Below are 23362 nucleotides of genomic sequence, written 5' to 3' on the forward strand. Positions count from 1 at the left end.
GGGGCTAACGCTCCGGCCCCTTTTTCTATTTTATAGAGAGTTATTGGCTGAAACCCTTAAGAATCGCGTCTCTTCGCTTGACTTCGCGTGGGCGCAGGGTTAGGTAGCAGCCCTCAGCTCCGCTCCATTGCAGGGGCAGGGGTAAATCGTAATTCTTTGTAAAGCATGCGGTTGGCTTCCGGCAGGAAGCAACACCGGATGTCAACATAGCCCCATATGAGCGTTTTGCTCGATGGGATTTTCAAATGACAGTCGGCAGTCGATGAAAAGACTAGCCGACCGAACTGTGTAAGGATCGGGAAAGGCGCATGCCGACCATCAACCAGCTCATTGCCAAAGGGCGCAAGCCTGCAGTTAAGCGCAATAAAGTGCCTGCTCTGCAGAGTTGCCCTCAGAAACGTGGTGTTTGCACCCGTGTTTATACGACGACGCCTAAAAAGCCGAACTCCGCCCTGCGTAAAGTTGCCAAGGTGCGTCTGACGAACGGCTATGAGGTGGTTAGCTATATTCCGGGTGAAGGTCATAACCTTCAGGAACATAGCGTCGTGCTAATCCGTGGCGGTCGTGTAAAAGATCTTCCGGGTGTGCGTTACCATATCCTTCGCGGTGTTCTCGATACCCAGGGTATCGCAAAGCGTCGCCAGCGGCGTTCGCTTTATGGCGCTAAGCGTCCGAAGTAAGGGAAGGTTAAGGTATGAGCCGCCGTCACCGCGCTGTTAAGCGTGAGATTCTTCCTGATCCGAAGTTCGGAGATATTGTCATCACGCGTTTCATGAACGCGCTCATGTATGATGGCAAGAAATCCACTGCGGAAGGGATCGTATATGGAGCTCTTGAGGCGCTTGTGCGCCGGAGTGGAGCTTCTGCGGATCCGGTTGCATTGTTCCACAATGCTCTGGATAACGTTAAGCCTGCAGTAGAGGTTCGTTCCCGCCGTGTTGGTGGTGCGACCTACCAGGTGCCTGTTGAGGTCCGTGCAGAGCGCCGTCAGGCGCTGGCTATTCGCTGGGTGATTGATGCTTCTCGCAAGCGGGGCGAAAACACCATGCAGGACCGGTTGTCCAACGAGCTGCTTGATGCCGTAAACAACCGTGGTGCTGCTGTTAAGAAGCGCGAAGATACCCACCGTATGGCTGAAGCCAATAAGGCATTCAGTCACTATCGCTGGTAATCATTCGAGTATGCTGGCGCTCCCTTGTTTTGGGGTGCTGGTAGACTTATTTGGAAACTGCTCCTTGCATGTGGCGAGGGGTATGGAGTGGAAAAATGGCTAAGGCTAAGTTTGAGCGGAATAAACCGCACTGTAACATTGGTACCATTGGTCACGTTGACCATGGTAAGACGTCTCTGACGGCTGCCATCACCAAGACGCTGGCGAAAGCCGGTGGCGCAGAATTCAAAGCATACGACCAGATCGATGCTGCTCCTGAAGAACGCGCTCGTGGTATCACCATTTCTACGGCTCACGTGGAATATGAAACTGCAAACCGTCACTATGCTCACGTGGACTGCCCCGGACACGCTGACTATGTGAAGAACATGATCACCGGTGCTGCTCAGATGGACGGCGCAATTCTGGTTGTGTCCGCAGCTGACGGCCCAATGCCGCAGACCCGTGAGCACATCCTGCTTGCTCGTCAGGTTGGTGTGCCTGCTCTGGTTGTGTTCCTGAACAAAGTTGATCAGGTTGACGATCCGGAACTGCTTGAGCTGGTTGAAATGGAAGTTCGTGAACTTCTGTCTTCTTACCAGTTCCCTGGCGACGATATCCCCATCATCAAAGGGTCTGCTCTGGTAACCCTCGAAGATGGTGACCCGGAAATCGGTGAAAACCGCGTTCGCGACCTGATGGATGCAGTTGACTCCTACATCCCGCAGCCAGAACGTCCGGTTGACCGTCCGTTCCTGATGCCGATCGAAGACGTGTTCTCCATCTCCGGTCGTGGCACCGTGGTGACGGGTCGTGTTGAGCGTGGCGTTGTTAACGTTGGTGACGAAGTTGAAATCGTGGGTCTGAAAGACACCGTGAAGACGACTGTTACAGGCGTTGAAATGTTCCGTAAGCTGCTTGATCGCGGTGAAGCTGGTGACAACATCGGTGCGCTGGTTCGTGGTACGAAGCGTGAAGACGTTGAGCGTGGCCAGGTTCTTGCTAAGCCGGGTTCAATCACCCCGCACAAGAAGTTTAAAGCTGAAGCTTACATCCTGACGAAAGAAGAAGGCGGCCGTCATACTCCGTTCTTCACAAACTATCGTCCGCAGTTCTACTTCCGTACAACCGACGTGACGGGTGTTGTTCACCTGCCAGAAGGTACGGAAATGGTCATGCCTGGCGATAACTGCGCTATGGATGTTGAACTGATTGCGCCGATCGCCATGGATGAAGGCCTGCGTTTCGCTATTCGCGAAGGCGGCCGTACCGTTGGTGCAGGCGTTGTGGCTTCCATCTCCGAATAATTTCGGTAAAGAGGCCAAGGACTGTATGGCCCCGGCTGAGTCACTCAGCCGGGGTCTTACTTGGCGGCCGGGTTTCCCCGGACAAGTTAAAGTGTTGGACTAAAAAACAATGGACAACCAGAACATCCGCATTCGCCTAAAGGCGTACGATCACCGCGTGCTTGATAACAGCACAAAAGAGATCGTAAACACGGCGAAGCGTACGGGTGCGCGGGTTCGGGGTCCTATCCCGCTGCCGACGCATATCGAACGGTTTACTGTTAACCGCTCTCCCCACGTGGACAAAAAAAGCCGCGAACAGTTCGAAATTCGGACTCACCGCCGCTTGCTCGATATTGTCGAGCCAACTCCGCAGACCGTGGACGCCCTCATGAAACTCGACCTCGCCGCTGGCGTAGATGTCGAGATCAAACTTTAAGGTCCAGACGATGCGCACCGGATTGATCGCAAAAAAGTTGGGCATGTCCCGACTCTTCAAGGAAGATGGCACGCATGTGCCCGTCACCGTCCTGCACGTAGATGCGTTGCAGGTGGTTGATGTCCGTACTCAGGAACGTGACGGCTACACAGCTGTTCAGTTGGGTATGGGCAAAGCCAAAGTGAAAAATGTCACCCAGCCGAACCGCGGCCATTTCGCCCGCACGAAGGTTGAGCCGAAAAAAGTTGTTCGCGAATTTCGTGTTGCTGACGATGCAACGCTTGAGATCGGTGCAACGCTTTCCGCTTCACACTTCGTTGTTGGCCAGAAAGTGGACGTGACAGGCACCAGTAAAGGTAAGGGTTTCGCAGGCGCCATGAAGCGCTGGAACTTTGCCGGTCTGGAAGCCAGCCATGGTGTTTCTATCTCACACCGTTCTCATGGTTCTACCGGTAACCGTCAGGATCCCGGCAAAACCTTCAAGAACAAAAAGATGGCAGGCCATCTGGGTGACGAGCGTATCACCACCCTGAATCTTGAAATTGCAGCGATCGATCCGGAAAAGAATCTGGTTATGGTGCGTGGCTCCATTCCTGGTGCAAAAAACAGCACTGTCCTGATTCGTGATGCGATCAAAAAAGCCCGCCATGTCGATGCGCCATATCCGGCAGCTCTCGTGACGGCGGAGGGCTGAGGTCATGGAAATCGAAATCAAAACGCTTGATAACGGCACAGCAGGGTCTGCTACTCTCCCTGATGAGCTGTTTGCGGTTGCTCCGCGTGCAGACATTATGGCGCGTGTTGTTCACTGGCAGCTGGCAAAACGCCGCGCTGGTACACACAAGGTCAAAGGCATGGGCGAAGTGTCCGGCACGACCAAAAAGCCATACAAGCAGAAAGGCACAGGTAGCGCTCGTCAGGGCTCTCTGCGTGCGCCTCAGTATCGTACGGGTGGTGTTGTTCATGGGCCGGTTGTTCGCGACCACGGCTATGATCTGCCAAAGAAAATCCGCCGTATGGGCCTGATCTCTGCGCTTTCTCAGAAAGCTCAGGACGGCAAGCTGATTGTTCTGCAGTCTGCTTCTGGCATTGAACGCACGAGTGAACTGGCTGTTAAGCTGAAGAACCTCGGCCTTAAATCCGCCCTCATTGTTGACGCTGCTGTTGATGAAGGCTTCGTACGTGCTGCACGTAACCTGCCTAAAATCGATGTTCTACCGACCATCGGCGCCAACGTTTATGACATTCTTAACCACGAGGTTCTGGCCATCACCCAGGCAGGTCTCGAAGGTCTGAAGGAGCGCCTGGCATGACCAACATTCTTGCAGTGCGCAAGAAAGCCGAGCGTCTTTCCCGTGAAGCATTGTACGACATCATTCGTGCGCCGCTGATCACGGAAAAGGCAACCGCGCTTTCCGAAAAAAATCAGGTTGCATTCAAGGTTGCCATGACAGCAACCAAGCCTGAAATCAAAGTCGCAGTGGAAACACTGTTTGGCGTCAAGGTTGTTGGTGTTAACACCCTTGTCCAGAAGGGCAAGGCCAAGCGCTTCAAAGGGCGTCTGGGGCAGCGTTCTGACATCAAAAAGGCGTTCGTTCAGCTTGCAGAAGGTCAGTCTATTGACCTGACCGCCAAACTGGCCTGACGTGGGGTAGGAACAAATGGCACTGAAGCACTTTAATCCCGTCACGCCGAGCCTTCGTGGTACGGTTCTGATTGACCGCGCTGACCTTTGGAAAGGTAAGCCAGTCAAGCAGCTGACCGAAGGTAAGAACAAGACGGGTGGCCGCAACAATAACGGCCGCACAACCTCTTTCTTCCGTGGCGGCGGTCACAAACAGTCTTACCGTTACATCGACTTCAAACGTCGCAAGTTTGACGTGCTGGGCACGGTTGAGCGTCTGGAATATGACCCCAACCGCACAGCATTCATTGCGCTCGTGAAGTATGAAGACGGTGAACTGGCTTACATTCTGGCTCCGCAGCGTCTGAAGGTTGGCGATAACGTTATCGCTGGCGCGCGCGTTGACATTAAGCCAGGCAACGCAATGCCACTGGCCGCTATTCCGGTCGGTACCATTGTGCATAACATCGAGCTGAAACAGGGTGCAGGCGGCAAAATGGCACGCTCTGCAGGGACCTACGCTCAGCTCGTGGGTAAAGACGCTGGCTACGCACAGATCAAACTGCAGTCTGGCGAGCTTCGTATTGTCCGCGGTGAATGCATGGCTACCGTTGGTGCCGTGTCTAACCCTGACAACATGAACCAGCATCTGGGTAAAGCCGGTCGTGCCCGTTGGTTGGGCCGTCGTCCACATAACCGTGGCGTCGTCATGAACCCGGTTGACCATCCGCATGGTGGTGGTGAAGGCCGTACATCTGGTGGTCGCCATCCGGTCACACCGTGGGGCAAGCCCACCAAAGGTTACAAAACTCGGGTCAACAAGCGTACGGACAGTCTGATTATCCGTCGTCGCAAGACCGGCAAGTAAGGGGCAATAGAAGATGGCACGTTCCGTCTGGAAAGGCCCGTTCGTCGACGGGTATCTGCTGAGCAAAGCCGAAGCGTCCCGCGCGTCGGGTCGTAACGAAGTGATCAAGATCTGGTCACGTCGTTCCACGATCCTTCCGCAGTTCGTAGGACTGACGTTCGGTGTTTATAATGGTCATAAGTTCCTGCCTGTGCAGGTGACAGAGAACATGGTCGGACACAAGTTCGGTGAATTCTCTCCCACCCGTACATTCCACGGGCACGGGGCCGACAAAAAGTCGAAGCGGGGCTAATAATGAGCAAGCCGAAGCAGCCGCGCACGCTCGCGGAAACAGAAGCGCAGGCCGTTACGCGCAACATTCGGGTTAGTCCCCGTAAGTTGAACCTTGTTGCGGGTCTTATCCGCAACAAGCCAGCGTCTCAGGCAGTCGCCACCTTGACGTTCTCCAAGCGTCGTATCGCGCAGCAGGTCAAAAAGACCCTTGAAAGCGCCATTGCGAACGCTGAGAACAATCATCAGCTCGATGTTGATCAGCTGGTGGTCAAGACAGCTGAGGTTGGAAAGTCTATTGTCATGCGGCGTTTCCACGCCCGTGGCCGTGGTCGTTCCGCCCGTGTGGAAAAATTCTTCAGCCATCTGAAGATTGTTGTTGCCGAGCGGGCTCCTGAGCCTGAAGCAGCTTCTACTGAGCAGAAGGCGGCCTGAGGTATGGGACACAAAGTTAATCCAATCGGGCTGCGGCTCGGGATCAATCGTACGTGGGATAGCCGTTGGTACGCTGACGCCGACTATTCCCGTCTGCTGCATGAAGACCTGAAGCTGCGCGCATTCCTGCGTCGCAAGCTTTCTGGTGCAGGCGTGTCTCGCGTTGTTATCGAACGTCCGGCCAAAAAGCCTCGCGTTACGATTTATGCAGCACGTCCAGGCGTCGTGATTGGAAAAAAAGGTCAGGATATTGACGCTCTGCGTAAAGAGCTGACCCGTATGGCCGGTACCGAAGTTGCGCTGAACATCGTCGAAATCCGTAAGCCGGAAATCGACGCGACCCTGGTTGCTGACAACATTGCCCAGCAGCTGGAACGTCGTGTGGCTTTCCGTCGTGCCATGAAGCGCGCCGTGCAGTCCGCTATGCGTCTTGGCGCACAGGGTATTCGTATCAACTGCTCTGGCCGTCTTGGTGGCGCGGAAATCGCTCGTATCGAGTGGTACCGCGAAGGTCGCGTGCCTCTTCACACGCTACGTGCTGACATTGACTACGGTACGGCAACCGCACAGACCACCTATGGTGCTTGCGGTGTGAAGGTTTGGATCTTCAAAGGTGAGATCCTCGCGCATGACCCCATGGCTCAGGACCGCCGGGCAGCCGAACAGGCTCCTCAGCGCTGAGGCGAAGGATAAAAGATAATGCTTTCTCCAAAGCGGACAAAATTCCGTAAGGCGCACAAAGGTCGTATTCACGGCCTCGCCAAAAGCGGTACAACGCTTAACTTTGGTACGTTCGGTCTGAAGGCTCTTCAGCCCGAACGTATTACGGCACGCCAGATCGAAGCATCCCGTCGTGCTATCACCAGGGCTATGAAACGTGCGGGTCGGGTATGGATTCGTATTTTTCCTGACCTTCCGGTCTCGACAAAGCCTGCAGAAGTGCGTATGGGGTCCGGCAAGGGATCTCCCGAATACTGGGTAGCCCGTGTGAAGCCAGGTCGCATTCTGTTTGAAATCGAAGGTGTGCCACCAGAAGTCGCGCGTGAAGCGCTGGCTCTCGGTGCAGCAAAGCTGCCGATTAAGACCAAGTTTGTGACCCGAATTGGAGATGCGTGAGATGGCAAAGGCAACAAAGCCAGCTGATCTGCGTGCCAAAACGGCCGATGAACTGAATGCGCTTCTGATTGAGCTGAAGCGCGAACAGCTCAACCTCCGTTTCCAGCAGGCAACCGGGCAAACCGAAGGCCAGAGCCGTGTTCGGGTTGTCCGTCGTGAAATTGCGCGCATCAAGACGATCGTCGCGCAAAATGAAAAGACTGCAGCAGGTGCAAAAACATCTGCTGCCATTTCCTGAAGGGAGTTGGACGATGCCAAGGCGCGTCCTTACCGGGCGTGTGACTAGCGACAAGATGGACAAGACCGTAACGGTTCTTGTCGATCGTCGCGTCATGCATCCGCTGTATAAGAAGTTCATCCGTCGCTCTAAAAAATATGCGGCGCATGATGAAGAAAATGTCTGCAAGGTGGGTGATGCGGTGCGCATTATTGAGTGCACCCCGATTTCCCGGCGCAAGACGTGGGCTGTGGTTTCCCGCAATGGCGAAACCGTTGACGCTTCTGCCGCCGGCGTGTCGGCTTAAGTTTAAGGATATCTAAGACATGATCCATCCCGAGACCAACCTCGACGTGGCCGATAACTCAGGTGCTCGTCAGGTGCAGTGCATCAAGGTGCTGGGCGGCTCCAAACGGAAGTCTGCCTCGGTCGGCGACGTGATCGTCGTTTCCGTCAAGGAAGCCATCCCCCGTGGGAAGGTGAAAAAAGGCGACGTCCACCAAGCTGTGATCGTTCGTACCTCTTATCCGGTTCGCCGCCCTGATGGCAGCGCAATCCGTTTTGATAAGAATGCTGCCGTTCTGATCAACAAGCAGCAGGAGCCGATTGGTACGCGTATCTTTGGCCCAGTTGTTCGTGAACTGCGTGCGCGCAAGTTCATGAAAATCATCTCTTTGGCGCCGGAGGTGCTATAATGGCTGCGCGTATTAAAAAAGGCGACACGGTCGTTGTTATCACCGGTTCCTCAAAAGGGACTCAGGGTGAAGTTCTTTCTGTGCGTCCGGCAGAAAACCGCGCCATCGTGCGTGGTGTTGCTATCGTGAAGCGTCACCAGAAAGCGACTCGCATGGGTGAAGAAGGCGGCATCATTTCTCGTGAAGCCCCGATTCATCTTTCAAACCTGAAGCTGGTTGATCCTGCTTCCAAGAAGCCCACTCGCGTTGGCTTCCGTGTTCTGGAAGATGGCCGCAAAGTCCGCGTTGCTAAGGCAACCGGCGAAGTAATCGAAGGCTGAGGGGGCGAGAATGACTGAGTCTAAGAGCGTTCGTTCCGTTCCTCGTCTTCAGGAGCGTTATGAAAACGAACTGCGTGCGAAACTTCGCGAGCAGTTTGGTTACACAAACGTTATGCAGGTTCCACGGCTTGAAAAAATCGTCCTGAATATGGGCGTTGGTGAAGCTGCTGGTGATCAGAAGAAGCTTGACGCCGCTGTTGCTGAGATGACACTGATTGCTGGTCAGAAACCAGTTAAAACAGTGGCAAAAAAAGCTATTGCAGGCTTCAAGATCCGTGAAGGTCTGCCGATCGGTTGTAAAGTTACTCTGCGTCGCGTGCAGATGTACGAATTCCTTGATCGTCTCGTCACGATCGCTATGCCACGCATCCGTGACTTCCGCGGTCTGCCGGCAAACAAAGGGTTCGACGGACGTGGCAACTTTGCTCTTGGTCTGAAAGAACAGCTTGTTTTCCCGGAAATCGACTACGACAAAGTTGACGATATCCGTGGTATGGACATTGTGTTCGTGACCAGCGCAAAAACGGATGCTGAAGCTAAGGCGCTTCTTAAAGCATTCGAACTTCCCTTTGCAGCCTAAGGGAAATCGTCTACCTGTTTTCAGGTGTTGTTGTCTTGGAAAACCGTCGAAGGTTTTCGAAGGGTTCCGGAGGATAGATTTATATGGCTAAGACTTCTGCCATCACGCGGAATGCCAAACGGGCACGTATGTCCGCGCGTGATAAAGAAAAGCGTGCCGCGCTGAAAAACATTGTTATGGACCGTACACTTCCTGTGGAAGATCGGTTCGATGCGTCTTTGAAGCTGGCTGAACTGCCTCGTAACGGGTCTCGCGTACGTGTACGTCTGCGTTGCAAACTTACGGGTCGTTCTCGCGGTAACTATCGTAAATTCGAACTGTGCCGCATTGCACTGCGTGATCTAGCTTCTGGTGGCCAGATCCCAGGCCTGGTCAAAGCAAGCTGGTAAGGGCGCACAATGTCACTTTCTGATCCGTTGGGTGATATGCTCACCCGTATCCGTAACGCACAGCGTGCGCGTCATGCATCCTGTGTGTCTCCGGCTTCTAACCTGCGTTCAAACGTTCTGGATGCTCTTCAGCGTGAAGGCTACATTCGTGGCTACAAGCATGAAGAAGTCCGTAAGGGTGTGACTCAGCTTCATATCGAGCTGAAATACTCTGAAGGTGAACCGGTTATTAAAGAAATTCACCGCGTGTCCCGTCCGGGCCGTCGTGTCTATTCTAAAATTAAAGAACTGCCGCGGGTTTGCGCAGGTTTGGGTGTTTCCATCCTGTCTACGCCACGCGGTGTTCTGTCCGATGTCGAGGCTCGCACTGCCAATGTTGGTGGTGAAGTTCTCTGCCGCGTCTTCTGAGGAGCGATAGATGTCACGTGTAGGCAAATATCCCGTCGAAGTTCCTGGTGGGGTGACCGTCTCGATTGCAGATGGTATTTTCAAGGCAAAAGGCAAGCTCGGCGAACTTTCGCTGCCGCTGTCTTCTCACATTGAAGCAGCTATTGAAGACGGTAAGGTCTCGGTTAAACCCGTAGGCACGGCCGCTCAGGCTCGCATGATGTGGGGTACAACTCGCGCTTTGATTGCAACAGCAGTTAAAGGCGTTTCTGATGGGTTCTCAAAAACTCTGGAAATCAACGGCACAGGTTATCGTGCTGCTGTTCAGGGTTCCAACCTTGTGATGAACCTCGGTTTCTCTCACGACGTGGTTTACCCGATTCCGCAGGGTATCAAGATTTCCACGCCGCGTCCGACTGCGATTGTTGTTGAAGGTATCGACAAACAGCGCGTAGGTCAGGTTGCTCTTGATATTCGCAGCTACCGCAAGCCAGAGCCATATAAAGGCAAGGGCGTGCGTTACGATACGGAAACCATTCGTCGCAAGGAAGGCAAGAAGAAATAATGAGCACTCAGCAGGAACTGCGGAATCGGCGGCGTGCACGTCTCCGTTTTCAGCTCCGTCGCAAGGCTGGTGGTCGTCCGCGTCTATCGGTCTTCCGGTCTGGCAAGAACATTTATGCGCAGGTCATTGATGATGTGCAGGGGCGTACCCTCGCTGCTGCCTCCAGCCTGGATAAAGAACTGCGTGAAGCCCTGAAGACGGGCGCAACAAAAGACAGCGCAAATGCTGTTGGTAAGCTGGTTGCCCAGCGTGCCGTTGCTGCTGGCGTCTCTCTGGTTGTGTTCGACCGTGGGGAATATCTTTATCATGGGCGCGTGAAGGCGCTGGCGGAGGCTGCCCGCGAGGGCGGTCTCTCCTTCTGAGGAAAGGATCACGTAATGGCTCGTGAACCAAGAGAAGGCGGTCGAGGCGGCCGTGATCGCGAACGCGAAGGTGATGAACTGGTTGATAAGCTGGTTACCATCAACCGCGTTGCCAAGGTTGTAAAAGGCGGACGTCGTTTCGCTTTTGCAGCACTGGTTGTTGTGGGTGACCAGAAAGGTCGCGTTGGTTATGGCGCGGGTAAAGCTCGTGAAGTGCCTGAAGCAATTCGGAAGGCTACGGAACGTGCTAAACGCGGCATGATCCGCGTGCCGATGAAAGAAGGTCGTACCCTGCATCATGACGTTGCCGGTCACTTCGGTGCCGGTAAGGTTGTTCTGCGCTCGGCTGAAGCTGGTACGGGTATCATCGCTGGTGGCCCAATGCGTGCTGTCTTCGAAAGCCTGGGCATCAATGACGTGGTTGCTAAGTCCCTCGGGACGCGTAACCCGCACAACATGGTGAAAGCCACGTTTGATGCTCTGACACGTTGCGCAAGCCCACGTTCAGTTGCTAACCGTCGCGGTAAGAAGGTTGCAGAAATCTTCGGTAAGCGCGATCAGGCAGCTGTGGCAGGGGAGTCTGCAGATGTCTGAGGCAAAAACCTTTAAGGTTACGCAGATTGCTTCTGGTAACGGTCGCAAGCCTGGCCAGCAGGCAACTTTGATCGGGCTTGGTCTTAACAAGATCGGGCGCGAGAAAGTTCTGGAAGACACCCCGTCAACGCGTGGTATGGTCAGCAAAGTGGCCCACCTTGTGAAGGTGGAGGATTGATATGAATCTGAACGAGCTTCGCGACAACGAGGGTTCTCGTTATCGCAAAAAACGTCTTGGGCGTGGTATCGGCTCAGGTAAAGGCAAGACATCCGGTAAGGGTGTTAAGGGGCAGAAAGCACGTGAAGGTGTTTCCCTTAACGGCTTTGAAGGTGGTCAACTGCCGCTTTACCGTCGTCTGCCAAAGCGTGGCTTTAAGAACATCTTCCGCAAGATCTATGCGCCAGTTAATCTTGGTGCAGTTGATAAAGCCATTGCGGATGGCAAGATTGAAGCCGGTGCAGTTGTTACAGAGGACCTGCTGAAAACAGTAGGTCTTGTAGGAACAGGCAAGTACGCTGGTGTGCGCATCCTGGGTGAAGGCGAACTGACTCGCGCAGTTACCTTTGAAGTCTCCGGTGCTTCTGCATCTGCTGTTGCAGCTGTAGAAAAAGCTGGTGGCTCCGTTAAGGTTCTTGCTCCGAAAGCAGCTGAAGCTAGCGCATCCTAATGCGATGGAGAGGAGAGGCTGTTTTGGCAGGCTCTCCTTTCAGTCTGTTTTTCCAGAGGTTTCTTCTGGTTTAGCTTTTAGACTATCATGCCAGCGTCCCGCATTGACTGCGGCGGCGCTGTTTGTGTGAAAGGACGGATGCATGGCTTCCGCGGCCGAACAGCTGGCTGCCAACTTCAATGTGGGCTCCTTTGCCAAGGCAACTGAACTCAAAAAGCGGATTTGGTTCACGCTTGGCGCATTGATCATTTATCGTCTTGGAACGTACATCCCTGTTCCTGGTGTAGATGCGACCGTAATGGGCCAGCTTCTGGCGCAGCATCAGGGTGGCATACTTGGCATGTTTAATATGTTCACGGGGGGTGCGCTTGGGCGTATGACCGTGTTCGCGTTAAATATTATGCCCTATATCTCGGCTTCCATCATCGTTCAGCTGATGTCCACGGCAATACCTTCTCTTGAAACACTCAAGAAAGAAGGTGAAGCAGGTCGGAAAAAACTGAATGAGTACACACGCTACCTGACAGTCTTCATCGCGTTGTTTCAGGCTTACGGCATTGCCGTTGGGCTTGAAAGCATGAGAAGTGCTGCGGGGGCTGCGGTTGTAAGCCCAGGCCCATTTTTTCTGGCATCCTGCGTAACAACGCTGGTTGGTGGAACGATGTTCCTGATGTGGATTGGTGAACAGATCACGTCTCGTGGCGTGGGTAATGGTATTTCGCTGATCATTTTTGCGGGTATCGTTGCGAACTTGCCTCACGCTTTAGCGAGCTTGTTTCAGTTGGGCTATACGGGGGCGTTGTCTCCTATTTTTGTCCTCCTGTTTCTTGTTCTGGCAGCCATAACCATTACGTTTATAGTGTTTATGGAACAGGCCCAGCGGCGGGTGGTTATTCAGTACCCTAAACGTCAGATGGGGCAGAGAATGTTTGGTGGTGACACCACACACATGCCGCTGAAAGTGAACACGGCAGGCGTTATTCCTCCCATTTTTGCCTCTTCAGTGCTGCTTATTCCTGTTACGATTTCTGGCTTCATGAACGGTAAGTCCATGCCAGGCTGGTTGTCGTTTCTTGGAGAAGAGATGGGGCAGGGGCAACCGCTCTACATGCTGTTCTATGCAGCGATGATCGTATTCTTCTCGTACTTCTACGCTGCTGTAACATTTAACCCGACAGAGACTGCGGATAACTTGCGCAAGCAGGGTGGTTTTATCCCGGGTATTCGCCCAGGTGCCGCCACGGCAGTATATTTTGACAAAATCCTGACGCGCCTTACGACCATCGGTGCCGCGTATATGGTTCTTGTCTGCCTGCTGCCGCAAATTCTGATCAGCCGTTACAATGTTCCGTTCTATTTCGGCGGGACCAGTCTGATCATTATTGTCTCTGTAACCATTGATACCGTGACGCAGATTCAATCCCATCTGGTGGCACATCAGTATCAGGGGCTTATGAAGAAGTCTCGTGGTGGGAGAAAGCAGAGGATTATCCGGCGATGAACATTATCTTCCTTGGCCCGCCGGGCGCAGGCAAAGGTACGCAGTCGAAGCTTCTGGAAGAGCGCTACGGCCTTGTCCAGATTTCTACTGGAGACATGCTGCGCGCGGAAGTTGCGCGTGGCTCTGAGACGGGCCAGCAGGCTAAGAGTTTGATGGAAACAGGGCGTCTGGTGCCAGATGACCTGATCATCAAAATGCTTGAGTCCAGAATTGCTCAGCCAGATTGCGCCAAAGGGTTCATTCTGGATGGCTTTCCGCGGACAACAGGGCAGGCAGAAGCGCTTGATGCGATGCTTAAAGCAAGCAACAAGCATATTGATGTCGTCCTGTTTCTGGACGTGGACGAAGATATTCTGGCTGACCGTATTTCCGGTCGTTTTACATGCGCAAAATGTGGAGCGACCTACAACGAGGTTTCGAACCCGCCCAAGCAGGACGGAGTTTGTGATTCGTGCGGTAGCCATGAGTTCAAACGTCGGGCTGATGACAAACGTGAGACAGTTGTTGAGCGTTTGAAAGAGTACCGGAAACTGACTGCACCTATTTTGCCGTTTTATGAAAAAACAGGTCGTCTTCATGCCATTAATGGAATGCTGCCGACGTCTGAAGTTACGGCTCAGATAGAAACAGTTATGGCTGGACAGTGACAGATCACGAAAAAGTGATCTGTTTTCGTTGACTTGTGCGAGTGGCCGGTATATCTCGCGGCCACTGAGTGAAATCTGCTTCCGTGCATGGAAGCTATGAGAATCTGCCTTCGGGTGGATGTCTACAGGAGTGTAAGGCGTGGCACGTATTGCCGGCGTGAATGTCCCGACGAACAAACGGGTTGTTATCGGGCTTCAGTATATTTACGGAATTGGCGCAACCAAAGCAGCCCAGATCTGCACGGAAGCGGGTATTCCTGACGCGAAACGCGTTAACGAACTGAGCGACGACGAAATCATGAAGCTGCGTGAGCTGATTGATACCCAGTATCGCGTTGAAGGCGATCTGCGTCGTGAAGTTGCTATGAACATTAAACGCCTGATGGACCTGGGTTGCTACCGCGGCCTGCGTCATCGTCGTGGCCTGCCTGTTCGCGGCCAGCGTACCCATACCAACGCCCGTACCCGTAAGGGTAAGGCTGTTGCGATTGCTGGTAAGAAGAAAGTAGCACGCTAATCCGTGTTGTTGAAAAACTCCGGACGGCTTTTGCGGGCTTCTGGGTAGGGACTGAGGTAGAAAAATATGGCGAAAGCCGCAGCACCGCGTATTCGTAAAAAAGAGCGCAAGAACATTATTTCTGGCGTGGCACACGTTCTGTCCACGTTCAACAACACCATGATCACCATTTCTGACGCTCAGGGGAATGCTATCTCCTGGTCTTCAGCAGGTGCTCAGGGCTTCAAAGGCTCACGTAAATCCACACCGTATGCTGCTCAGGTTGCAGCAGAAGACGCGGGCCGTAAGGCACGTGAACACGGTATGGAAACGCTGGAAATTGAAGTGTCCGGTCCAGGGTCAGGCCGTGAAAGCGCATTGCGTGCTCTTCAGGCTGTGGGCTTCTCCATCACCTCTATCCGTGACATGACACCCGTTCCGCACAACGGTTGCCGCCCGCGTAAGCGTCGTCGCGTCTAAGAGTGAAAATAAGTGGCTACAGCACTGTAGCCACTGTTTTTGGTCTTGTTTGTTAAAGCTCAGAGAAATCGCTGCTTCAGCAGTGGTTTTTCGTATTGAAAGGCCTGCACCTTGGTCCTTCAGAAAAACTGGCAATCTCTGATCAAGCCTGAAAAGCTTGAGGTCGAATCCGGAGTGGAGCCGACACGTATTGCAACGGTTGTTGCGGAGCCGCTGGAACGTGGTTTCGGGATGACCTTGGGCAACGCCCTGCGTCGCGTGCTGCTGTCTTCCCTGCAGGGTGCGGCTGTTACCGCAGTGCAGATTGATGGCGTGCTGCACGAGTTCTCGTCCGTAGCGGGTGTGCGTGAAGATGTGACGGACATTGTCCTGAACATCAAACAGCTTGCTCTGCGTATGCACGGCGAAGGCCCGAAGCGCATGGTGCTGACGGCAACAGGCCCTGGCGAAGTTCGTGCCGGCCAGATCCAGACAGGTCATGACATTGAAATCATGAACCCTGACCTGGTTATCTGCACACTGGATGACGGTGTGAAGCTGGGTATGGAATTTGTGGTTGGTATGGGCAAAGGCTATGTGCCAGCTGCCGCTAACCGCCCGGAAGATGCGCCGATCGGTCTTATCCCGGTTGATGCTATCTATTCTCCGGTCAAGCGCGTGTCTTACAAAGTTGAGCCGACCCGTGTTGGTCAGGTTACCGACTATGATAAGCTGCTGCTGACGGTAGAAACAAACGGTGCTATCACGCCTGAAGATGCGGTTGCGCTTGCTGCACGGATCCTGCAGGATCAGTTGCAGTTGTTCATCAACTTTGATGAGCCGCGTCCGGTACAGGCTGAAGAGCCGCAGGATGACCTGCCATTCAACCGCAATCTGTTGCGTAAGGTTGATGAGCTGGAATTGTCTGTTCGTAGTGCAAATTGCCTTAAGAACGACAACATCATCTATATCGGGGACCTCGTCCAGAAGAGCGAGCAGGAAATGCTGCGGACTCCAAACTTTGGCCGTAAGTCTCTGAACGAGATCAAGGAAGTCCTGACTTCTATGGGGCTTTCCCTGGGTATGAATGTGCCGGCTTGGCCGCCGGAAAATATTGAAGATCTGGCAAAACGGCTTGATGAGCCGTTCTAAGCCCACTTCTTACGACTAGGAACTGAACTATGCGTCACCGTATTGCCGGCCGTAAGCTCGGCGTTACTTCTTCTCACCGCGCTGCCATGTTCCGCAACATGGCAGTTGCTCTGATCAAACATGAGCAGATCACAACAACCCTGCCGAAAGCAAAAGAACTGCGCCCGGTTGTGGAAAAGCTGATCACCCTAGGCAAGCGTGGTGACCTCCATGCTCGTCGTCAGGCTCACGCTCTGCTGCGCGACGATGTGATTGTGAAGAAACTCTTCTCCGCAATTGCAGAACGCTACAAAGGCCGTACAGGCGGTTACTCCCGCGTGATGCGTGCTGGTATGCGTTATGGCGATGCAGCTGACATGGCTGTTATTGAACTTGTTGACCGTGACATCAGCGCAAAAGGCCAGGATAGCGGCCCGCGCCCAGAAGTTGCGGAAACACAGGACCTCGCAGCTTAATAGGCTGAGATGTTTGGGGAGCCGTAGTCTGCGGCTCCCTTTGCCTTATTTTTATAAGGCGTCTGTTTACCTCCGTTGGTAGGCAGATATAAGCAACTGCGAATGTTGAGTTTGCTCCATTCAATGTTGTGTGGGTGAGATCATTCCTGATCTGTCTAATCCGCGCTTTGTTGCGGTACCCAACCCAAAATCTTTTTTCACGAACTAGGTGAGCACTCCCGCCATGGTTCGTATTGATAATGCGCTCTAGTCCTGTGCAATGAGGCACATGGTCTATGCCGTTATCGCGTCTAAGGAGAGCATGTAGATGCAAACAGCAGCCCAGCAGGAAAAACAATCCCTCGCAGATCGAATAGGTATTCCACGGCCTCTGCTTTGGGGCTTTATTGGTTTATTACTTTTCATGATCGGGGATGGCGTTGAAGCCGGCTATTTGGCCCCTTTTCTTGAAGGGCAAGGACATTCCTCTACACAGGTAGCCCTGCTTTTCACTATTTATGGTGTTGCTGTTTCGCTTTCGTCATGGCTTTCCGGCCCGTTGTCAGACCTGTGGGGGCCTAAAAAGGTTATGTGGGTTGGCTTATGGATCTGGGGCATTTTTGAAGTCTTTTTTCTGGTTTTCGGCCTTCAACCCAATAATTATCCCATGATGATTGCAGCTTACACGGCACGCGGCTTGGGCTACCCGCTATTTGCCTACGGGTTTCTGGTATGGATTGCTGCGGCAACGCCCGCGCGCCAATTAGGGTCTGCAGCAGGGTGGTTTTGGTTTGCTTTCTCAGGTGGACTGCCCACGCTTGGTTCGCTGTTTGCAAGTTTTGCAATTCCTCGCATTGGCGAAATGGGAACATTTTGGTCGTCGCTGGCGCTTGTGATGGTGGGCGGACTGGTAGCCCTCCTCTGCACCCATGAACCGCGTGGCACCCAGCGCCTTAGCCCACCTGATGTGACGCTGAAGCAGGCCATGTTTGGGTCAATCAGCATTATCTGGCGTGAACCAAAAACGTTGATTGCCGGGTTGGTGCGTACCATCAACACGTCTTCTGAATATGCGTTTCTGGTTATTATGCCGGGTGTATTTACGAAGGTGGTTGGCTTTTCGCTCGAACAGTGGCTTCAGCTTTTGTCTATTGTTTTCCTCAGCAACATTATCTTCAACCTGCTGTCTGGCATGATGGCAGACCGCTTTGGGCCGCGTGCGGTTGTTGCTGTTGGTGGGGGCCTGGGTGCCGCCATTTCTGTCCCATTATTTTATTATGTGCCGCTCTCAATGCCACATAACTTTCCCATTGCAGCAGCTATGGGCATTCTCTACGGTGCTGCTTTGGCAGCATTTGTGCCACTTTCGGGGCTTATGCCTCAGGTTTGCCCCAAGGAAAAAGCGGCCGCATTGTCCATATTGGGCCTTGGTGCGGGTGCTAGCACATGGGTTGGTCCTGCCATCGTAACATGGTTTGAAGGGTGGCATGGTGTTGAAGGTGTCATCTGGATTTTCAGTGGCCTTTATGTGCTTTCCGCTGTGATGACGCTTGCTATTACGGTCTCTCCAGAAGCGCGGGCTTATATCCGGCGCTCCGAGGCTGTTTCTCAATCCGACCGTGAAGCCGCTATGCATGCTGCGGGCAATCAGTAAAACTCTGGACGTCTCATAATCGGGTTGTCTTGGAAGGGCGCAAGGACTTTGTCTCTTGCGCCCTTTTTTTGCTGCTGGGGAGAAGGGCTTTTTGCGCTAACCTGCGTGTTGAAGGTGTAAAATACTATTGGTAGGGGCTGGCTGTAATATATCGCATACTGCGTGTGATTGACATTGAATGAGATATTACCACTATTGTGTGGTAATATTAGTCACTTATCCGCAGATGGGCGTGAAACACATGAAGCGTTTGTTTTCCAAATTGGCGCTGCTCGGGGCTGTTGCCCTCTCAGCGTTTGCAGTGCCTGCCAGTGCAGGTACGCCTATCAAGGTTGGTTATATACCAGTCCTCGGGTCGTCCGCTTTGTTTGTAGTGGATGGGGAAGGCTGGGCTAAATCTGCCGGGTTGGATTTACAGCTTGTTCGCTTTACCTCTGGCCCGCAAGCCATTCAGGCTTTGGTCTCTGGACGCATAGATGCCTACGTGGCGGGAGTACTGCCTTTATTGCAGGCGCGTGCTCATGGTGCGGATGTAAAGGTTGTTACGGCGGCCTCTGTGGAGGAATTGGAGGTTGTTGCGCGCGGCAAGCTGGCTGAGGCACTTCCCAAACAGCAGGATGGGGACGTACCTGTCTCCGCTGTAAAAACGGCTTTTGATACTTTCAAGGCGGAGCAGTCACGGCCACCGCGTCTGGCAGCACAGCCTGCCGGCTCCGTGCCGGATACGCTGTTGCGTTATTGGCTTCAGAAGCGCGTGAACATCCCGGCACCATTGACCAATACGGTCAGCATAGTTGGCGTTGATATTGATGCAGCACAGCAGGCCTTTCTTGCGGGTGCAGTCGATGCAGCCGTTCTGCGTGAACCTGCTTTGACGGTTGTGCGCTCACGGTTGCCCGAAACCAGAACGCTTGCGACCGGGCATGATCTGTTACCAGACCAGCCTGGATCAGTTCTCGCTATCGTCAAGCCTGACGCTCCAGAACATCAGGTCTGGTCCCAAAAGCTGGCAGAATTGTTTGTGAAAGCCACAACGCTTCTGGCGACCCACCCAGATGAAGCTGCGCCTTTTGTCACGAAAGCTTTGGGTGGAGGCATTTTGAGTGAAGATATTCTCAAAAAAGCGCTCGAGCATTCGGCCTCTCGGTTTGTCAGTGACCCAGCAAGAATAGTTGAGGGCGTCCGCCAATTGCAGGATTTTGAAGTTGAGCAGGGCTTGTTACGCAAGGCACAACCGGTAGATGATCTGTTTGATCTTGATTTATGGCGGCGTGTCAAACAGTGAGTGACAAAGTTTCGGTTAAAAGCAGATGGCTTCTATCGGCCATCGGGTTGCTTTTCTTTTTTGGGACATGGGAAGCATCGGTCAGGACCGGCCTGCTTCCTGCCGGTATGGTCCCGGCACCCAGCTCGCTCTGGCAGGCTTGGCGGGATGAGGTGCAGGGAGGTTTCTGGCAGCAGGCCATCAAGGACAGTTTGGGCCATTATCTTCTCGGTTTGGCCATTGGCTCAGTCTTTGGTGCGCTTTTAGGGCTGTTGTGCGGCATGCTTGCTGTGCTGGATGGCCTGCTGGATGGCATTGTGAGGTTGCTGCGGCCCGTGCCGGGTTTGGCATGGGTGCCATTTGCCATTCTCTGGTTTGGCCTCAACACAGCCGGGGCGACGTTCGTTATCGCCATTTCAGTATTCTGGATTAATTTTTACGCGGCCTATGCTGCTGTGAAGAGCGTAGATCCCGAATTTTATGAGCTTGCGGCCTCTTTCGGGCATGGCAGTTTTTTTGGCCGTCTGGTCAAGGTTGTCTTACCTGCTTCTGCTCCCGGTCTGATGGCGGGTTTACGCACGGGGCTTGGGCAAGGCTGGATGTCCGTTGTGGCCGCAGAACTGTTTGGGGTGCCGGGTATTGGTGCCAGAATGATGCAGGCCTCGAGCTTGCTGGCTACCGATGTTGTGGTTGTCTATATGCTGACCATGGCTTTGCTTTATGCCCTGACAGACTTTCTGTTCGGGTTTGTGAGAAAATTCGTTTTGCGGTGGCAGCCATGAGCAGTGCAGACCAGATTGCCGGGCTTGAAAATGTTGGCCTGTCTTATGATGGCGGAAAGAATTTTATTCTTCGCCATGTTAGCCTGACATTACATAAAAATGAGTTTGTGGCCCTGCTTGGGCCGTCTGGTGTGGGGAAGTCTACAGTTCTGCGGGTCTTTATGGGGCTTACAGCACCTTCCGAAGGCCGTGTTGTTTTATCGGATGAGGCTGGGAAGCTGCCGCAGGAAAAAACCAAGCGGCGCAAGCAGGCTCTCGTTTTTCAGGATGCACGCCTTATGCCGTGGCGTACGGTCGCGCAGAATGTGGCATTTGGGCTTGAAGGGCTGCACCTGACACGAGAAGAAAAAACATCCCGTGTTTTGCAAGCGCTGAAACTTGTGGGGCTGGAGCAGGCCGCTGAACGCTGGCCACGCCAGCTTTCTGGGGGCCAGCGTCAGCGTGTTGGCGTGGCACGCGCTCTGACAGTGGACCCGGACCTGCTGCTGATGGATGAACCATTCGGCGCACTGGACCCGGTAACACGGCTTAATTTGCAGGATGAGTTGCTTAGAATATGGGAACAGACCCATAAGACCGTCCTGTTTGTAACCCACGACATAGAAGAGGCTCTCAAGCTTGCCACACGCATAGTCGTGCTTTCGGGCTCGCCTGCTGGCATTGCAGGGGTTCTGGAGGTGCCCGAAAATCAGAAAGATCCGCTCTCGGAGGCGTTTCGTATCAACTCTGCCCGCTTACGCGCCATGATAGCGGGTGAGGCAGATCCGGGTGGGGCCCCTTACTGGTACTCTGGCCAGATTTAGGTATTTTATCAAAAAATTGATGCGACCATGCATCCCAGCGCAGAAGGCTGCGTTAGAAGAAGTTATTAGAAGGGAGTAGGCGTAATGAGTGACAAAGCAGACGATATTCAGCACAAGCTGGAAGACGGTGTAGGCCGCCTGCAAGACGGCGCTGACAAGCTGTTTGATAAAGCCGATGCCGCCACGGACGACTTTGTAAGCAGCGTTAAAAGCTGCACGGCGCTGGATGCTGTGCGGGACACGATTGTTGACCAACCACTGCTTGCTGTAGGCGTGACAGGGGCTGCAAGTTTTCTGCTTGGTGCTGTTCTAAAACGCAAACTTTGATCTAGTAACAGCTCTTTTTTTAAGGACATACTCTTATGCTGAAAATGGCTCTTTTCTTTTTGGTGATTTCTATTATCGCCGCGCTATTCGGGTTTGGTGGCATTTCCAGCGCTGCTGCTGGTATGGCAAAAATCCTGTTCTTTATTGCCATTGTCCTTTTTGTTGTGTTCCTGGTCGTGGCACTTCTGGCCGGTCGTACCATTATGAGGTGATGCTGAGTTCTTACTGAACACGCGTCATTAAAAAAGCCTCTCCCATGAAAGTGGGAGAGGCTTTTTTGTGTGCAGAACGCTTGCCCTCAGCGGTTGCTGGGCAGGAAGTTTTTGTCTTTCTGGATAAAGGTAGGCAGGAAGGGGTTGTCTTTCTGCATGGAGTTCTTGCTTGGCAGGCTAGTGGCATCCCAGCCGCCGCCGAGATTCTGGATGAGTGTTACTGAATCTAGAATTCGGCTCTGCTGAATTTGGAGTGCCGTCTGAGCGTTGGAAAGAGCGGTCACTTCAGACGTAATAACCGTTGTATAAATCTGGGTCCCAGCCAGGTACTGGTTCAGGGCAACGGTGACAGCTTTATTAGCGGCATCCAGCGCCACTTTTTGTTCATCAGCCTGCTGCGCGAGAATACGCAGGTTTGAGAGCTGATCTTCTACCCCTTGTAGCGCCGTCAGCACCGTCTGGCGGTAAGTGGCAACATACAGGTCATAGTTCGCGTCAGCTTCATGCACAGCGGCTGTGCGGCTGCCACCAGAGAAGATGGTTTCCGTAGCGGAAGCGCCCAGCGACCAGATGCGGTTTGCGACCTGAACCAATGAACCTACCGGGTCGCCACTGTAAGAGTAAGACGCACTCAGTTTAACTTCAGGATAGAACGCGGCAATGGCCGCACCAATCTGCGCGTTATATTCTTCCATTCGGCGTTCTGCTGCGGCCACATCCGGCCGCCGTTCCAGCAGTTGTGCCGGGACGGATACCGGAATGGCGGGAATATCCCGCGGCAGTGCGCCAGGTGCAATAGACACGTCTGCCGGGGTTTTACCAATCAGAATAGCAACCGCATGTTCATATTGTGCCCGGTTAGCCTGCGTAGCCGTTGCCTGAGCACGGGTCTGTTCAAGCTGTGTTTTGGCTTGCAGCAGGGTTGTGGGGTCTGCCGTGCCAGCTTCATACTGGTTGCGGGTTATCTCGTAAGAGCGTTCGTAGAACTTTACGTTGCGTTGCAGCAGATCATGCAGGCTGTCCTGATACCGCATGTTGAAATAGGCTGTTGCCAGTTGGGCCTGATAAGAAAGTTTGGCATTGGCCAGGTCAGCCGCACTTGCCTGTGTTTCCGTAACCTGAGCCTGAATCTGCCTGCGGATCTTGCCCCAGAGATCAAGGTCCCAAGAGGCACTAGGCCCCATGCCATAGGTGTTCGCTGTGCTGTTGGACGGCATAGCCCCCCCGACTTCTGTGGTGCCGCCGTTGCTGACAACCGTACCAGATGAGCGGGAGCCACGCCCTGCACTTTGCCGGTTAAAAGTAAGAGAACCGCTGAGGGTAGGGTAAAGCTGTGCGCGAATGGAATTAATGCTGGCCCGTGCAGCGCGGTAACGGGACTCATATTCCTTCACATTCTGGTTGTTGAGTTCAACCTGAGCTTCAAGCTGGTTCAGCACGGGGTCATTATAAATGGTCCACCAGGTGCCTTTGGGAAGTTCAGCCAGAGCCGGGTTGGCGTAGTTCCAGCCGGGGGCAGGGCGCAGTTCCTTGAATTTTGGGGATACGATGGCTGTGGGACGTTTGTAGGATGGACCAACCATACAGCCGGTAAAAACCAGCGGTGCCAGCAGGATACCCAAACGGCGTGAGAGCGGACGGAAAGGAGAAAGCTTCATCGGGCGTA

Annotated in this window: 37 protein-coding genes; 36 read left to right on the forward strand and 1 reads right to left on the reverse strand. The window is 53.5% G+C overall.

All coding sequences use genetic code 11. The features are described from left to right. The first annotated feature begins 308 nt into the window (after positions 1 to 308). From rpsL to Abci_RS05450, 36 genes are all read left to right on the forward strand, one after another. Complete coding sequence (gene rpsL, locus Abci_RS05275; protein WP_025826436.1) at positions 309 to 680, forward strand: 30S ribosomal protein S12; 372 nt, start codon at positions 309 to 311, stop codon at positions 678 to 680. A gap of 14 nt (positions 681 to 694) precedes the next feature. Next, positions 695 to 1171 carry a 30S ribosomal protein S7 gene (rpsG, locus tag Abci_RS05280; protein ID WP_006557752.1) on the forward strand — a complete coding sequence of 159 codons (477 nt, stop codon included), beginning with the start codon at positions 695 to 697 and terminating at the stop codon, positions 1169 to 1171. Positions 1172 to 1266: 95 nt separating this feature from the next. Further along, on the forward strand, positions 1267 to 2457 hold the full coding sequence (gene tuf, locus Abci_RS05285) for an elongation factor Tu (RefSeq protein WP_048838095.1): 1191 nt from the start codon (positions 1267 to 1269) through the stop codon (positions 2455 to 2457). Between the two features lie 109 nt (positions 2458 to 2566). Beyond that, a complete protein-coding gene (gene rpsJ / locus Abci_RS05290) occupies positions 2567 to 2875 on the forward strand; it encodes a 30S ribosomal protein S10 (protein WP_007282720.1) in 309 nt (102 codons plus the stop codon). A gap of 10 nt (positions 2876 to 2885) precedes the next feature. Continuing rightward, positions 2886 to 3569 carry a 50S ribosomal protein L3 gene (gene rplC / locus Abci_RS05295; protein ID WP_048838096.1) on the forward strand — a complete coding sequence of 228 codons (684 nt, stop codon included), beginning with the start codon at positions 2886 to 2888 and terminating at the stop codon, positions 3567 to 3569. Between the two features lie 4 nt (positions 3570 to 3573). Further along, positions 3574 to 4188, forward strand: coding sequence for a 50S ribosomal protein L4 (gene rplD, locus Abci_RS05300; RefSeq protein ID WP_048838097.1), 615 nt, complete (start codon positions 3574 to 3576; stop codon positions 4186 to 4188). Next, the gene (locus tag Abci_RS05305) at positions 4185 to 4520 is read left to right on the forward strand and encodes a 50S ribosomal protein L23 (protein ID WP_048838098.1); all 336 of its coding nucleotides are present in this window, start codon (positions 4185 to 4187) and stop codon (positions 4518 to 4520) included. The genes rplD and Abci_RS05305 overlap by 4 nt, the downstream gene beginning before the upstream one ends. Positions 4521 to 4536: 16 nt before the next feature. Beyond that, positions 4537 to 5367: a 50S ribosomal protein L2 gene (gene rplB, locus Abci_RS05310; RefSeq protein ID WP_048838099.1), complete on the forward strand. Its 831-nt coding sequence runs from the start codon at positions 4537 to 4539 to the stop codon at positions 5365 to 5367. A 13-nt stretch (positions 5368 to 5380) separates the two neighbouring features. After that, positions 5381 to 5659, forward strand: a complete 279-nt coding sequence (gene rpsS, locus Abci_RS05315; protein ID WP_048838100.1) for a 30S ribosomal protein S19 — start codon at positions 5381 to 5383, stop codon at positions 5657 to 5659. A 2-nt stretch (positions 5660 to 5661) separates the two neighbouring features. Then, a complete protein-coding gene (rplV, locus tag Abci_RS05320) occupies positions 5662 to 6072 on the forward strand; it encodes a 50S ribosomal protein L22 (protein ID WP_006557761.1) in 411 nt (136 codons plus the stop codon). Between the two features lie 3 nt (positions 6073 to 6075). Then, positions 6076 to 6753 carry a 30S ribosomal protein S3 gene (gene rpsC / locus Abci_RS05325; RefSeq protein WP_048838101.1) on the forward strand — a complete coding sequence of 226 codons (678 nt, stop codon included), beginning with the start codon at positions 6076 to 6078 and terminating at the stop codon, positions 6751 to 6753. 18 nt (positions 6754 to 6771) lie between these two features. After that, complete coding sequence (gene rplP, locus Abci_RS05330) at positions 6772 to 7188, forward strand: 50S ribosomal protein L16 (protein WP_048838102.1); 417 nt, start codon at positions 6772 to 6774, stop codon at positions 7186 to 7188. A 1-nt stretch (position 7189) separates the two neighbouring features. Then, positions 7190 to 7426 carry a 50S ribosomal protein L29 gene (gene rpmC / locus Abci_RS05335; protein WP_048838103.1) on the forward strand — a complete coding sequence of 79 codons (237 nt, stop codon included), beginning with the start codon at positions 7190 to 7192 and terminating at the stop codon, positions 7424 to 7426. 13 nt (positions 7427 to 7439) lie between these two features. Next, the gene (gene rpsQ, locus Abci_RS05340; RefSeq protein ID WP_048838104.1) at positions 7440 to 7712 is read left to right on the forward strand and encodes a 30S ribosomal protein S17; all 273 of its coding nucleotides are present in this window, start codon (positions 7440 to 7442) and stop codon (positions 7710 to 7712) included. A gap of 19 nt (positions 7713 to 7731) precedes the next feature. Continuing rightward, positions 7732 to 8100: a 50S ribosomal protein L14 gene (rplN, locus tag Abci_RS05345; protein WP_006557767.1), complete on the forward strand. Its 369-nt coding sequence runs from the start codon at positions 7732 to 7734 to the stop codon at positions 8098 to 8100. After that, a complete protein-coding gene (gene rplX / locus Abci_RS05350) occupies positions 8100 to 8420 on the forward strand; it encodes a 50S ribosomal protein L24 (RefSeq protein ID WP_048838105.1) in 321 nt (106 codons plus the stop codon). The genes rplN and rplX overlap by 1 nt, the downstream gene beginning before the upstream one ends. A 10-nt stretch (positions 8421 to 8430) precedes the next feature. Next, complete coding sequence (gene rplE / locus Abci_RS05355) at positions 8431 to 9000, forward strand: 50S ribosomal protein L5 (protein ID WP_048838106.1); 570 nt, start codon at positions 8431 to 8433, stop codon at positions 8998 to 9000. Between the two features lie 83 nt (positions 9001 to 9083). Further along, positions 9084 to 9389, forward strand: a complete 306-nt coding sequence (gene rpsN, locus Abci_RS05360; RefSeq protein WP_048838107.1) for a 30S ribosomal protein S14 — start codon at positions 9084 to 9086, stop codon at positions 9387 to 9389. A gap of 9 nt (positions 9390 to 9398) precedes the next feature. Next, a complete protein-coding gene (rpsH, locus tag Abci_RS05365; protein WP_048838108.1) occupies positions 9399 to 9797 on the forward strand; it encodes a 30S ribosomal protein S8 in 399 nt (132 codons plus the stop codon). Positions 9798 to 9807: 10 nt separating this feature from the next. Further along, positions 9808 to 10341, forward strand: coding sequence for a 50S ribosomal protein L6 (gene rplF / locus Abci_RS05370; protein ID WP_048838109.1), 534 nt, complete (start codon positions 9808 to 9810; stop codon positions 10339 to 10341). Next, complete coding sequence (rplR, locus tag Abci_RS05375) at positions 10341 to 10703, forward strand: 50S ribosomal protein L18 (RefSeq protein ID WP_048838110.1); 363 nt, start codon at positions 10341 to 10343, stop codon at positions 10701 to 10703. Before rplF ends, rplR begins: the two co-directional genes overlap by 1 nt. 15 nt (positions 10704 to 10718) lie before the next feature. After that, positions 10719 to 11297, forward strand: coding sequence for a 30S ribosomal protein S5 (gene rpsE / locus Abci_RS05380; protein ID WP_048838111.1), 579 nt, complete (start codon positions 10719 to 10721; stop codon positions 11295 to 11297). Further along, positions 11290 to 11475 carry a 50S ribosomal protein L30 gene (gene rpmD, locus Abci_RS05385; protein ID WP_048838112.1) on the forward strand — a complete coding sequence of 62 codons (186 nt, stop codon included), beginning with the start codon at positions 11290 to 11292 and terminating at the stop codon, positions 11473 to 11475. Before rpsE ends, rpmD begins: the two co-directional genes overlap by 8 nt. A 1-nt stretch (position 11476) precedes the next feature. Then, a complete protein-coding gene (gene rplO, locus Abci_RS05390; protein WP_048838113.1) occupies positions 11477 to 11965 on the forward strand; it encodes a 50S ribosomal protein L15 in 489 nt (162 codons plus the stop codon). A gap of 142 nt (positions 11966 to 12107) precedes the next feature. After that, positions 12108 to 13466: a preprotein translocase subunit SecY gene (gene secY / locus Abci_RS05395; RefSeq protein ID WP_048838114.1), complete on the forward strand. Its 1359-nt coding sequence runs from the start codon at positions 12108 to 12110 to the stop codon at positions 13464 to 13466. Then, the gene (locus tag Abci_RS05400; protein WP_048838115.1) at positions 13463 to 14113 is read left to right on the forward strand and encodes an adenylate kinase; all 651 of its coding nucleotides are present in this window, start codon (positions 13463 to 13465) and stop codon (positions 14111 to 14113) included. Before secY ends, Abci_RS05400 begins: the two co-directional genes overlap by 4 nt. Before the next feature lie 139 nt (positions 14114 to 14252). After that, positions 14253 to 14630, forward strand: a complete 378-nt coding sequence (rpsM, locus tag Abci_RS05405) for a 30S ribosomal protein S13 (RefSeq protein ID WP_048838116.1) — start codon at positions 14253 to 14255, stop codon at positions 14628 to 14630. A 66-nt stretch (positions 14631 to 14696) separates the two neighbouring features. After that, positions 14697 to 15089, forward strand: a complete 393-nt coding sequence (gene rpsK, locus Abci_RS05410) for a 30S ribosomal protein S11 (protein ID WP_048838117.1) — start codon at positions 14697 to 14699, stop codon at positions 15087 to 15089. Positions 15090 to 15200: 111 nt separating this feature from the next. Beyond that, entirely contained in the window at positions 15201 to 16220 is a 1020-nt protein-coding gene (locus Abci_RS05415) for a DNA-directed RNA polymerase subunit alpha (RefSeq protein ID WP_048838118.1), read from the forward strand. Between the two features lie 29 nt (positions 16221 to 16249). Next, complete coding sequence (gene rplQ, locus Abci_RS05420) at positions 16250 to 16675, forward strand: 50S ribosomal protein L17 (protein ID WP_048838119.1); 426 nt, start codon at positions 16250 to 16252, stop codon at positions 16673 to 16675. A 307-nt stretch (positions 16676 to 16982) separates the two neighbouring features. Then, positions 16983 to 18308 (forward strand): MFS transporter, encoded by a 1326-nt coding sequence (locus tag Abci_RS05425; RefSeq protein WP_048838120.1) that lies wholly within the window; start codon positions 16983 to 16985, stop codon positions 18306 to 18308. Positions 18309 to 18549: 241 nt separating this feature from the next. Next, positions 18550 to 19593, forward strand: a complete 1044-nt coding sequence (locus Abci_RS05430; RefSeq protein ID WP_048838174.1) for an ABC transporter substrate-binding protein — start codon at positions 18550 to 18552, stop codon at positions 19591 to 19593. Beyond that, a complete protein-coding gene (locus Abci_RS05435) occupies positions 19590 to 20354 on the forward strand; it encodes an ABC transporter permease (RefSeq protein ID WP_048838175.1) in 765 nt (254 codons plus the stop codon). The genes Abci_RS05430 and Abci_RS05435 overlap by 4 nt, the downstream gene beginning before the upstream one ends. Next, positions 20342 to 21157 carry an ABC transporter ATP-binding protein gene (locus Abci_RS05440; RefSeq protein WP_371861364.1) on the forward strand — a complete coding sequence of 272 codons (816 nt, stop codon included), beginning with the start codon at positions 20342 to 20344 and terminating at the stop codon, positions 21155 to 21157. The genes Abci_RS05435 and Abci_RS05440 overlap by 13 nt, the downstream gene beginning before the upstream one ends. An 84-nt stretch (positions 21158 to 21241) precedes the next feature. Next, on the forward strand, positions 21242 to 21484 hold the full coding sequence (locus Abci_RS05445) for a hypothetical protein (RefSeq protein WP_048838122.1): 243 nt from the start codon (positions 21242 to 21244) through the stop codon (positions 21482 to 21484). 35 nt (positions 21485 to 21519) lie between these two features. Beyond that, positions 21520 to 21696, forward strand: a complete 177-nt coding sequence (locus tag Abci_RS05450; protein ID WP_048838123.1) for a DUF1328 domain-containing protein — start codon at positions 21520 to 21522, stop codon at positions 21694 to 21696. Positions 21697 to 21782: 86 nt separating this feature from the next. On the opposite strand, the gene Abci_RS05455 is transcribed toward Abci_RS05450, so the two are convergent. Then, positions 21783 to 23354: an efflux transporter outer membrane subunit gene (locus tag Abci_RS05455; protein WP_048838124.1), complete on the reverse strand. Its 1572-nt coding sequence runs from the start codon at positions 23352 to 23354 to the stop codon at positions 21783 to 21785. Positions 23355 to 23362: the final 8 nt, after the last annotated feature.

It is taken from the genome of Acetobacter cibinongensis, assembly GCF_000963925.1.
In the GTDB taxonomy this organism is placed as follows: Bacteria; Pseudomonadota; Alphaproteobacteria; order Acetobacterales; family Acetobacteraceae; genus Acetobacter; species Acetobacter cibinongensis.